The organism is Duganella paludis (assembly GCF_054461335.1).
On sequence record NZ_CM136922.1, the window covers coordinates 1,330,880 to 1,343,098 of the forward strand.

The window sequence follows — 12,219 nt, forward strand, 5'->3', positions numbered from 1 at the left end:
ATTAGCGTGGTGGCAAGCTGAACAGCAGCGCGCCAGTGTAAGTGCCACCGGCTTTAGTCGGCTGACTGGACGGCCCCGTGAACTCTACCGGGATAGCTTTCGACCCCATGGCTGGAATGGCCGCAAGGAACGACAAATCACCGGGAGGGAAATCCACCGAGGTATTGATATGGTCCAGCAATGGAGTGCCAATCCGTAAGTACGTGTCAGGCGTGGCGTTGTGGACTACTAAGGAACCCTGTGCCGCATCGAAGCGTGCCCAGTACAGGTCGCCGAAATACCCCTGCGACTCCGGATAATTGAAAGCGTCCGGACCAGTAACGCGGTAAGGCGTGTCGCTGATCATTAACTCCGTGCCATGCAGGCGGTTCTTCCACACTCGCGATGGCCCGGCACCGAGGCGTTTAACCGCTTTCAGTCCCTGCTGCTGATCGAAGGTGACGCCGTGGTAGAGATACTCGCCGCTGAGCTGGTAGCTGTAGTCCAGCTTCAGGGTGCCATCGCGGCGCAGCGTCCAGCGCAGCTTGTCGATACCACCGGCGCCGGTGGCCTCCAACCACGCTTCACCGTCGCTCGTGCCAGTGCTGATGTTCGCTGCCTGGTGGGAGGCAGCCGGAAACCGCTCCGCTTCGTATGCCAGGTCGAGGGACTTGATGGCAATGCGGCGGCCGGTATCGCTATGCGGCTGCGTGACGCGTATCGCCGTTACCAACTGAGGCGCAAAGATGAAACGTTCGCCATCAATACCGCGACGCGTACTGTCAAAAATCGTCTTCCACTGCGTGCCGTCGACGCTGATCTCGATGCGGAAGGTGGCATAGCTGTCTGTAGGAACGAAATCCAGCTTCAGGCGAGCGACGTTGGCCATTTGCGGTTTAGCCAGCGTCTGCGCCTCCGGTTGGGCCGGCAGTGCGGTCCATTCCAGATCGAAGGGTGTTACGCTCTTGTCCGGTGGTGGCAGCTTGTTGAATGGATCGTCCGGTCGCAATCGGGTCGGCTTCGCATAGACCAGGCGCGGGCCGGCGCTGAGCCCAGCATCCTGCCCGCCACGTTTGAAATCGCGCAGCAGGCCAGTCGATGGATCGAAACTTGCACTGACGTCGCCACTGCCCAGACGTATTTCATTGGCGGTGGTGGCGACGACTGGCCTGACGCCTTCCTGTGGCAGCGGCAACGCCGGCGCCTTCAAAGGCCAAGTCCAGGTCCAAAGGGCATCGCCAGCAGGGCCTGTGGCAGTTAGCGTCATCGCGTCAGCACCAGCCAGTGTCTGGCGGAAATCACGCGGCAGCTTCAGTTTGATCACGCCGTCGGTATGCGGTGCAATATCGTTGCCATGCGTCTGGCCATTGGCCAGCACAGTGGGTTGGATGTTTGTGGCGCCGGGCGCTGCAAATCGCACCAGCTTCCACTGGAAGTTGACCGCCTTGAGCGAAGTGAAGTCATACCGGTTTGCGACCTTCAGTACGCCATCAAAACCAGCGTCCAGTTTCGGTGCCCGCACCTGCACGGGTGACCACAGCTCGCGTATGGTGAAATAGCTGCCTTCCTTTTCAAAATGCGGACCGACAATTCCATCAGGGCCGTAGGTGGAGAAGACGTCTACCGCTCCTTGGCGGTCAGTGCGGGCGATGCCCTCGTCCGCCAGATCCCAGATGAATGCACCGCCGCCGACCGGTGATGCTGTGATCGCCTTCCAGTAGTCATCCAGGCCGGCGCCGCCACCGCCGTCGTAGAGCGCATGCAGGATTTCGGTTGGCATCAGTACGTTGTTGCGCGCCAGATGGTCGACCAGATCCGGGTAGCTTGGGTAATGCTTGGTATCGACGTCGTCATGCAGCTCCCACGGGTGCAGAACGCGGCGCTGCTGCGGATCATAACGTGCGAATTCGCCGTCGAGCGCGCGGTTCCAGCCACCTTCATTGCCGTTATTCCAGAACACGACGCTCGGGTGATTGACATCCCGCTCCACCAGCTCGCGCACCAGCAAGCGGCCCACAAAGGTATCGTGGCCACGCTGCCAACTAGTCAACTCGTCGAGCACATAGAGGCCAAGTTCATCTGCCGCCTCCAGAAATGCCTTGTCGGGCGAATAGTGGGACATGCGCACAGCGTTCATGTTCATCGACTTAATCAGACGCACATCGTCGTAGTTATCCTGCCGATCGAGGGCGCGGCCTGTCTCCGGTCGGAAGCTGTGGCGGTTTACCCCCTTCAGCAGCACACGTTGGCCGTTGACGTAGACACCCTTTCCTGGCCGTACTTCAATGGTGCGGAAGCCGAAACGCTCACTGGTGCTATGCACCAGTTCATCGCCCTTGTAGAGAGCTACCTTCAGCCGATACAGGTTGGGCGTTTCGGCGTTCCACAACTTCGGCGCATGGATACGTGTACTCAGTCGCAGCGAGCTGCCGCCGCCGGCAGGGACCCGCACCGAAAACGGTTTTCCTACCGCCTCACCAGCCAACGTGGTGACCTGTCCTTCCAGTCGGGTGACGGTCTGCGGTGCCGCCAGTGCTACGTCGGCCGTTAATGTGCCATCCGCACGTGCGTCGATCGCGGTATGTTCGATGGCCTCGGCTGGCGTGGCCTCCAGCCAGACTGGGCGGAAGATGCCGCCGAAAACCCAGTAGTCGGCATGGCGCTCGGCGATATTGGTCGCTTGATTGGCAGATTCCTTGGCCACGTCCACTTCCAGCAGGTTCTCTTCGCCCAGCTTGATCTGTTTGCTGACATCGAATGCAAAGCGGAAAAAGCCACCCTGATGGGTCGGGCCGACCGGCACGCCATTCAGCTTGACGGTTGCGTCCGTCATGACACCGTCGAACACCAGGCGCACACGCTCCCCCTTCCATCCGATGGGCGGCGTGAACTGCAGGCGATACAAGCCATGCTCATTTGCGTGCGGCGACTTGTCGTCACCATAGTTATAAGTACCGAAGCCATGTTGCTCCCATACCGACGGCACGGGAATGGTCGCTTTTTGATTGGCGCGACGGCCACCAGTGACGGTGAATTCCCATGGGACCGCATCTTTGGGGCCTTGCCCTGACAAGTACATCTGCTCGGTCGTCTGCAGCGCAGCTTGGGAAGGAGCGCACCAGCCGCTAATTGCAATGACTACCGACACCAATGCCAGGTTCAGACGATGCCGCCGGCTTCGTTCACAACAACTCATTCCATCTCCCTTACTTTCTGCACCGCGCGCAATTCCGCGCTGGTAATGTTGAGCACCGAGCCATGCCGTTTCTTGACCTTGCCCAACGCGTAGCGGTCGGCCGGTACCGGACTGAAGGTGCCAGCGCGAGAAGGATCTTGCGATAACAGCGGCAGATACCCTTTCTTGTCGCGATACTGATCCATTAACAATCCCCATTGATGGGACTGGTTGAATTTGTACAGGATCGGCCCCTCCACTCCGCTGAGGCCCGTGTGAGACAAGTCACCGATCCGCTGCCACACACCAAGCAGACGATCGCTACCTTCAAACGTACCGTCTCCGGACACCCGCACGTACTTGAACGCACTGGTGCTGTCGTCGACGCGGATGATCTGGGTGTCGATGATGCCTTCCTTGCCAGGCCGGTCGATATATACGGCTGGCGGCGTGAAGCTCCTGAAATCCTTCGTCCGCGAATAGTAAATGCGGGCTTTCTCGATACCGTTCAGCAGCGACTTGTTGGTCCAGTAAACAAAATAGTCCTGCGTGCTGTCGTCATAGATCGCCTCTGGCGCCCAGACGTAACCGGTGCGCGGAATGCTGCTTGCCAAGTCCACTATGCGCGCAGCAGACCAATTCACTAGGTCGGGCGACTCCCAGATGATGATGGACTTGCTGCCATGGGTCTTCGCCGCGTCCCACCCCTTGCCGCTGGCAATGCGTAAATCCGTGGCCAATATGTAGAACTTGTCTCCTGAAGGCGAGCGAATGATGGATGGATCGCGTACACCTTTGTCGCCGAGATTCGACGTGAGGACTGGCCGGCCGCCATTGACGTCTTCCCAATGCAGTCCGTCTTTGCTGGTTGCAAAGTAGATTCGTTCGCCGTCTTCCAGCCATTCATCGGTGAAATAAACCATCAGGTATGCGTCGTATGCGGCATCCCCGGACGCTGCCGAAACGCTCGGTGCGCTGGTGAGGACGCTTGCAACCCCGGCCAAGGCGGACAGGGTAAGTATGCGGCGCTTTGGTGAAAACATCTTGTCTCCAAATCAGGATTACAACGGCAGCTTGAGCAGGTAGACCGGAGTAACAACCACCTTACGCAACTGCGCGAGCTGAGGCTTTCCGCTGAAGTCGGGGCGACCTTCCTTGGGCAGATAGATCGGCGCATCCGCGCGCAGCGGCAATACCGATACCGTCAGCGGCTGATCCAGCCGCGCCTCGATCTGACGCAGCCCGAACTGCCAGCCATAGCCGCTGTAATACCAGTCGTCCAGCATCTGAACACCCGAATACAGCCGGCCTATATCGCCGACAAAGTCGATATTTAGAATGGCGTCGTCCAATCCTTTTAGCTGCGCACGTGGCACAGTCACCTTCCAGGAAGCTGCTGCCTTGAAGGTTTCAGGCGCTGGCTCAAGCGCTGCCTTGGCATTGCCGCCGATCAGGATGGGCGGGACTGCCTGCGCCTCCCGGAGCGGCTCAATGGTCGCGTCCAGCCGTCGCTCAGGCAGCGTCGCCTCGATGCGCTGGAAAATGCCATCAGTGGAGGTTTTAAGCGACGCCACCGACACGCGCGGCGCCTTGGCCAGAGCCGGGAACACGCTGACGCCGAAGTGCGGGCTGCCGACCGAACGCAGTTGCAGCTCACCACCATTCACAATCAATTGCTGCTCGCTCAACAACAAGCGGCGCTTGCCGGCCACCTGGTCGATGGTCAACTGCCGTGCCTGCTGTGCACTTAGCACCAGCACCTTCACCGGACCACCTTTGGAGCGTTCGATGGTGACCGCCGTCGCCGTGCCCGGCGTCAAACCGTCAAGTACCAGATTCCCGTCACGCTCAGCAAGGTTGCCGTTGCCCGCTTTGATGCGCGAGGCAAGCGCCGGATCGAATGCCAATTCTGCTGGGATGTGCGAATGCGCCGCGAACACATACAGTACGCCTTCCGCGCCTTGGTCGAGCCGCGCCACAGGCTGCACCGTTGCCGAACGCAGCAGCACGCCGTCCAGATCGAAGTTGAACGGCCAGAAGAAATAATCGCCATCGGCGATATCGACTGGCTTGCTTGGGAATCGGAGCGTCTGGCCTGGCAACGCCACCTCGAAGCGTACTTGCGGTTGCGCGGCCATCGGATACTGGCGCACGTAATTGTTGACGAATACAAAGCCGCTGTTGCCGTTGCTGCGCACTGAATAGCGCGGTGTTTTCAGATCGCCCGGTCCTGCGGGCGCCAACGCTGGTTTGCGTACCGTCATCGGCGCCAGACGCGCGCCGAAATCCTGCAGGAACCAGTGATAAGGCCGCAGACTGGCTAACACGGGCCGCTGCTGGCCGTCAGGACCAATCGGTGCTTGAAAGTCGTAGTTGATCAGCGGCAGATCGTTATAGCCCCCGGTGCCGGTGCTCTCCTGCAGCCAAGTGCGCCCCTCTGGATTACGGCCACCATGGAACATGTAGTAGCCCAGAAGGTTGACGCCAGAGCCTATTTGCACTGGCACCATTGAGGCAACATCGTCGCTTGAGATGACCGGCCGGCGGCGGTACATGAATGGCACGCCTGGGCCGTACTCTGCGCCAAAAAACGGGGTTTTGTCGATTTCCTCATCGGCCGTGCCCGGCTCGTAGGCAGCAGTCTGAGCACCGAGATCGCCACTGACGCGCGTATCGAAGCGAAACGCATACGTCTCCTTTGGCGGCAGTTCAGTAGCGGTGTTACCCCACGGCTCGTCAACATAGCCACCAAACACTGGCGTCACCTCGCCAGCCGGATACACCGCGCCATCCCATCCGGTGACGGTGTATAACGGCACATCAAGGCCGGCTTTTAGCGCCAACTTCTTCAGCGCGCTGATGTGTTCAGCGCCCTTTCCCGATCCTCGCAGGTTATATTCGTTTTCCAACTGGATCGCAATCACCGGACCGCCGTCTTTCCACAACTGCCCTTTGAGCTGTTTGCCGATCTGCTGGTAAAAACGTTCGACATAGGTCATGTATTGTGGATCGTTGCCGCGCGTAGGCAGGGAATAAACCACCCAGTCCGGCACCCCACCGAACCGTACTTCGGCGTGCGCCCAAGGACCGATACGCACTACCGCTTCCAGCCCCACCTTTTTGCACAGGGTCAGGAACTGGTGCAAATTGCGCCGTTCGCTCCAATCGAACTTCCCTTCCTGTTCCTCGTGATGGTTCCAGATGACATAGCTGGCCACCACGGTAATGCCGGCCGCCTTCATTTTGCGCAACTCCAATTCCCACTGTGCAGCAGGCGTGCGCGTGTAATGGAATTCGCCCATGACGGGAAACCAGGGTTTGCCGTCGCGTGTCAGATACTGATTATTTGCTCCCAGGCGTACACCGGCAGGCGTGACGGCAGCCCCCTGTTTCAAGTGTCCTTCCAGTGGCGACGCCACTGGCGCTGAAGCATCAACCTTAAGTACGGTGTCCGCCAGTGCGACTGCTGCAGGCAAAAACATTGCGGCGACCGCCGCGCTGACTACGGAACTCTTCTTCATCTTTTCTCTTCTCTTTTTATTCGTGGTAAAGCTGCGAGCGCCCACCATCGATCAATATGTCGGTGGCGTTGATGAAGCGCGCTTCATCACCCGCGAGGAATAGCGCGGTGTAGGCTACTTCCTCCGGTTCACCAATGCGCCGTACAGGTAGCAGGTTGATCTGACGAGTGCGCTCAGCTTCCGGATCGGGGCAGGAATCCAACCACTTTCTGGCGCTCTCCGTCATGATCAGACCGGGCGAAATCGAGTTGACGCGGATGCCGCGTGCCGCGTATTCAATGCCCAGCGATTTCGTCAGGCCAATCAAGGCATGCTTGGCGACAGGATATGGAAAACAGCCCGGGATGATTTTGTGCCCATGTACCGACGCGATGTTGACGATGTTACCGTAGCCCCTTGCCAGCATTGATGGCAGCACGGCGCGGATCACGTTCCAGGCTCCTTCCAAATCCACCGAGAAGCAACGCTGCCAATCTGCGGCCGTCATTTCAAGGGGATCGGTGAACACATTCATGCCGGCATTGTTGATCACCGCATCCACGCGGCCAAAGCGCTCAAGCACCTGTTGCACCATCGTCTCGACCTGCTGGCGCTCAGCGATATCGGCCTTGATGTAGATCGCCTGCTCATCCGCAAACTCGGTGCGCGCAGCAGCGGCATACTCATCATCCTGATGACTATTGAGCACCACTGCCGCGCCTTCGGCCAAGAACAACTTGGCCACGGCCTTGCCAATGCCCTGAGTCGATCCGGTCACAATGACGACCTTGTTTTTCATCCTATCCACCATGCATGCCACTCCTTGCCCAAGAAACTCGCTGTCAGTTTTTTATCAATGAGAAATCGTCCGCCAGCAACCATTGTCCGGCACCGGCAACCGTGTACATGCCGACATTGGCAGTATTGTTGGTCACTACGATATTCGGTATCGTCACTTCCTGCCACGCCGGGATTGCGGTATTGACGCTTACACTCATCTCCTGGCCGCCGTAGCCTTTCACCCGGATGGTGGCGATGCTTTGACCACCGCTGCTACGTACCCACGCTTTTAGCGTATAAGTTCCGTTCGGCAAACCGGTGATGATCTGATAGCGGCTGCCGCTGTAGGCGGTAGATTGCCACAACTGCGCACTCCAACGGCCAGTGTGTCCCAGCTGCTTATTGGTATTAGGATCGGTGCTGGTCTGGTCGGTCCAGGTTGTCCAGCCAGCCAGACTGTTTTGCGAAATGCGATCGGCTTCGAAGCTGGGGTTTAGAACGTAGTTATTGCCGGCGCCCACTGCCCAGGTTCCGGTAGCGGCATCAAGCGTATATTGGCTGAGCGAGTTCAGCTTTGGCACCGTGCCCGTAAAGGAAATGGGCAGCCACTGGTTGTAGCCAATGCCGTTGCCAGCAAAATCGCTCCAGCGGTCGCCCGCAAACAGAACCGTGGTAGCGCTGCTGCCCGCTACGGGCACGAAGAAACCGGTCTGTGTCACGTGTGAAAAGTCAGCCTCCGATCCGCTCAGTACAAATTCGGTGGAATATGGACCGGTAATCGCGTTGGCCGAACGGCAGTAGGTCTGCGATGCGTTCCAGCCGTGCAGGTCAGACGAGCAGAAATAGTAGACACCGTTATATTTAAACAGGGCATTGCCCTCACGGCCCGCAGGGCTGTAGCTAATGTTGGTGGCGGCTTCGATTGCCAGTGAATCACTGGCGCGTATCTGGGCCACATAGCCCCGGGCGCGACCGCCAGCATTACTGAAAATCAAATACGACAAGCCGTCATCGTCGGTAAAGACAGTCTGGTCGCCAGTGCCAGCGGTAGACACGTTGCTGATCTGTGTCTGCAGGTGATGGAAGGTGAATGGCCCTACTGGGCTGTCGCTGGTAGCGAACATGACCGTGTTACCGGTAGCGGCACTGTAATATTGGGAGAGCAGCACATACTTCTGCGTGTTGGCGTTGTACACCACACCCAGCCGACCAATCCAGTTGACCGGATCGAGCGTGCTGCCGGCCGCGCCGGCGCTCAGGGCGTTGCCTTCGAACGTCCAGGTAGCCAGGTCGGTCGATGAATATACGGTGATTGCGTTGAAGTTGTTATTGTCATTCTTGCTTACCGGGTTGGCGGCGTAAGTGACGGCCCCTTCATACTTTGCGCCATACCAATAATACGTGGATCCAACCTTGAGAATGCCGCCTCCCTGGGAGTAGATCGGGTTGTTACTGGTGTCCTTCCAGAAGACGTCGTTCTGGATGGTTTTTGGGGCGGCGACGGCGAATTGGCCGACGCTACTTGCCAGAATCAGTGCCGCACCGACTGCCCGTTGACACACCTTGCCAAAGCTGATGTTCATACTGTCTCCTTTTGGTTTTTTTCCGGCCGTATCGTGACGCGCCGCGCGTGGGGTTACATTGACTCCTGCTGCGCCGCTATTGTGTACGACGTGACAAGCGGGGCGCCAATCCTAATTTGGCATGGCATCTGCGCAAATTAGCATGGCTCAGCCTCCCCATCCCAGCGCTAAACTCGCCGCTGCACTTGCGCTATCGCCGTCAACCGGTGAGCCCCTTCATTCAATCTGCCAACATGACCGAGATTAACCAAAATCATTCATTTCACACCGTTTTGAAGCGCGCGGGCCAGCATGCTAGATCCTTACGCTGGGACGCCACTAATAATCGACTTTGGTGGACTGATCCGACTAAGGAGGCGGTGGCATCGTGGGAACCAGAAACTAACTCGCGTGACCGGATACCGCTGCAAGACGCGGTCTACACAGTTTGCCCGACGCAAGGCGGCAGGCTATTGCTGGGCCTGTCGAAACGCTTGTGCCTGATCGAATTGCAGCAACGCAAAGGCCGGAGGCCCGACCGCGTCCGCTGGCTCGCCGTCGTGGATGCGCTCGATCCACGCACTGTGATTAGTGGCGGCCGAGCCGACCGTGCAGGCAATTTTGTATTTAGCACCCGCAATATCGCTCCCGATGGTCGTGCCATCGGCAGCTTCTATCAATATTCGCAACAATTCGGCCTGCGCCGCCTGGCGTTGCCGACCGTGGTGGCGGCCAACAGTATCTGTTTCAGCCTCGACGGCAGCCGAATGTATTTCGCCGATGAATCGACGGCAGTCATGTATCAGTGCCGGTATACGCCTGCCAGTGCCAGTATCAGCGACCTCCAGCCGTTCGCGCACGTCAGGGACGGCGCCACTCCCATCGATGCTCTAGTAGACAGTGACGACTGTGTTTGGTCAGTTCAACAGCGCCCGGACGCTGGCAGCGCGGTCGTCTGTTATCAGCCAGACGGAAAACAAGCACGCATGATCGACATCCCGCAGTCCCGCATCACTGGATTGGCGGCTTATGGCACGGACTTGCAGCAGCTGATCGTCATGGATCATACCGGCACACTCAGCATGGCCGCTCATTTCACCTTGCGCGGCTATGCCGAAGCGCGTTTTGACGACAGCCAACTGAGTCACGGATGGGTGGAACGCTAAAAGCACCGGCAGCGCGCCAGACTTACGCCGTTTGGCTTTCAGGCGCTATAATCAAGAAGCAACATTTGGTCTCTTGATTCCGCATTTTCTGATATCTGATCTTTGCATGAGCAATTCGATTTCTGACCGCTTCGTTCGCAGCCACCTTAAGATGCGGCATTTGATTCTGCTGGTTGAGCTCGGCCGCCATGCGTCGATTGCGAATGCCGCCGCTGCCGCACGACTAACCCAGCCCTCCGCCTCGCGCCTGATCGGCGACCTTGAACATGTTCTCGGAGTACAGTTATTCGAACGCATGGCGCGTGGTGTTGTTCCTACGTGGGCCGGAAAGATGCTGATCCGCCGCGCTGGAGTCGCATTGGCTGAAATGGACGCAGCGCACTTCGAAATTTCCAGCCTATTATCTGGCATGGGTGGCCGAGTAGCGATCGGCAGCGTGTTGACTCCGGCAACTGGCATGCTGATGCAGGCCATCAAGCTATTTAAGTCGCGCTGTACCAAGGCAAACGTAATCGTTGACTTTAGCACCAGCAAGTCCATGGTCGAGCGCCTGCTTGACGGCCAGCTCGACATTGTCCTCGGCCGTATTCTCGACACAGCGTCCGTGCCGTTGCTGAACTTTGAACCGATTACAGACGAAATCCATCACATCATTGTTCGTGCTGGTCATCCACTGATTGAACGGAAAGAGCTGACGCTAGCCGAACTAGTCGAACAGTCATGGATCGTTCCGCCGACCGGGAGTATCCTGCGCGATCGCCTAACGGCCCTTTTCCTATCAGAAGGTTTGGATCCGCCCATCGAGACGGTGGAAACGCTGGCCGTGCCGCTAGTCGTGTCGCTGATGACGAATACCGATATGGTAGTTGCGCTCCCCAAGGACTTGGTACGAGCACAGCTCGACTCCGGCGAACTGGTGGCGCTGGACTATGACCTGAAACTGCGCATGGATGCCTACGGCATCATTACCCGCCAAGGACACGTGTTGTCGCCAAGCGCTGAAATCATGCAAGATGCGCTGCGTGAGGCTGCGGCAGAAGAACTGGCGCTCAATCGTAAACGGCGCTGACCAGCCGTATTGCTTAGGAGACGATCTGCAGCGTCATCCAGGCCGCCAGGTTTTGTCCAGGCGCCAGATCTCGCAGGCCAGTATCGACTACGCCTGCTTCACGTAGCTGATGAGCATTCGGGATATGACTTACCGGTTCAAGGGCGACAAAGCCGCTGCCCTCCCCCGGACGATAACACTGCAAGGCGCTGCACACGGGGTTGGCGCCAATAATCATCCCGTAGTCGGGATAGCTCAACAGCGCTTGGCCTGTCCAGCCGGTGTAGCAATTATTGACGTGCCAGGATCCGACTTCAATTGCCCCAGATGCTGGCGTTGGACCGAATTCGGTCGGTAGATGATCGGCGGAGACGCCCCACACGCCCGACCATCCGGTGTCCAGCACTGTCTGTCTATCAGCCGGGAAAAACGGGTGGAAACCCAAGCCCGTCGGCATAGTACGCGTGCCACTGTTGGTCACGGCGAGAGTCTGCATCAGCCAGTTTTCCCCTAGCGCGATGGTTAGCACGGCATCGAAATCGAACGGCCAGTCAGGATCCGCACGGTGCCGCAACACAAGCACAGCATGCGCAGCATTGCGTTCGCGTACCTGCCAAGCTCGCCGCCAACCTACCCCATGCAAGCTGTGGTGTTCTCCTGGATGCGGCGGCAGCGGGTTCTCACCCGGTAGCCGACCGTGGGCAATTCGGTTGACGTAGGGCACCATCGGGAAACAGGCCATCGCTTGCGGACCTTGGCCGTGACCAGCAAACAGCATCGGTTTGTCGCGCCACCACCAACCGGCCAGCGCAGCGCCGCATGCTGGCAGTACAGTCACTGTGCTTGCGCCGCAGTGCAGTTGAAAAGCATCCAATACACACCTGTCATATAGAAAATCGCCACTGCGGACGATTATAAAGGTGCTCGTGCGCGTGCTGGTATGCTGCTTTGTCATGGTCGGCAGCACAAATAGCATGGCTCAAAGTCTCGCTGGCATAGATTTTTTTTG

At 58.3% G+C, this 12,219-nt stretch carries 8 protein-coding genes; 2 read left to right on the plus strand and 6 right to left on the minus strand.

Annotation, left to right across the window (positions count from 1 at the left end; all coding sequences use genetic code 11):
- Window position 1: 1 nt before the first annotated feature.
- From ACXZ1M_RS06010 to ACXZ1M_RS06030, 5 genes are read right to left on the minus strand one after another with little or no spacing between them, the layout of a single operon-like run.
- Complete coding sequence (locus ACXZ1M_RS06010) at window positions 2–3,175, minus strand: glycoside hydrolase family 2 protein (RefSeq protein ID WP_459052278.1); 3,174 nt, start codon at window positions 3,173–3,175, stop codon at window positions 2–4.
- Window positions 3,172–4,197, minus strand: coding sequence for a glycoside hydrolase family 43 protein (locus ACXZ1M_RS06015; protein ID WP_459052279.1), 1,026 nt, complete (start codon window positions 4,195–4,197; stop codon window positions 3,172–3,174). The genes ACXZ1M_RS06010 and ACXZ1M_RS06015 overlap by 4 nt, the downstream gene beginning before the upstream one ends.
- 18 nt (window positions 4,198–4,215) lie before the next feature.
- Window positions 4,216–6,675, minus strand: a complete 2,460-nt coding sequence (locus ACXZ1M_RS06020; protein ID WP_459052280.1) for a beta-galactosidase — start codon at window positions 6,673–6,675, stop codon at window positions 4,216–4,218.
- 16 nt (window positions 6,676–6,691) lie between these two features.
- Entirely contained in the window at window positions 6,692–7,465 is a 774-nt protein-coding gene (locus ACXZ1M_RS06025; protein WP_459052281.1) for an SDR family oxidoreductase, read from the minus strand.
- 31 nt (window positions 7,466–7,496) lie between these two features.
- Complete coding sequence (locus ACXZ1M_RS06030) at window positions 7,497–9,017, minus strand: family 43 glycosylhydrolase (protein WP_459052282.1); 1,521 nt, start codon at window positions 9,015–9,017, stop codon at window positions 7,497–7,499.
- A gap of 233 nt (window positions 9,018–9,250) precedes the next feature.
- On the opposite strand from ACXZ1M_RS06030, the gene ACXZ1M_RS06035 reads away from it, so the two are divergent.
- Window positions 9,251–10,162, plus strand: a complete 912-nt coding sequence (locus tag ACXZ1M_RS06035) for an SMP-30/gluconolactonase/LRE family protein (RefSeq protein ID WP_459052283.1) — start codon at window positions 9,251–9,253, stop codon at window positions 10,160–10,162.
- 106 nt (window positions 10,163–10,268) lie between these two features.
- A complete protein-coding gene (locus ACXZ1M_RS06040) occupies window positions 10,269–11,231 on the plus strand; it encodes a LysR family transcriptional regulator (protein ID WP_459052284.1) in 963 nt (320 codons plus the stop codon).
- 13 nt (window positions 11,232–11,244) lie between these two features.
- Here the strand turns inward: ACXZ1M_RS06040 and ACXZ1M_RS06045 are convergent, their stop codons facing one another.
- On the minus strand, window positions 11,245–12,186 hold the full coding sequence (locus ACXZ1M_RS06045) for an aldose 1-epimerase (RefSeq protein ID WP_459052285.1): 942 nt from the start codon (window positions 12,184–12,186) through the stop codon (window positions 11,245–11,247).
- Between the last annotated feature and the right edge of the window lie 33 nt (window positions 12,187–12,219).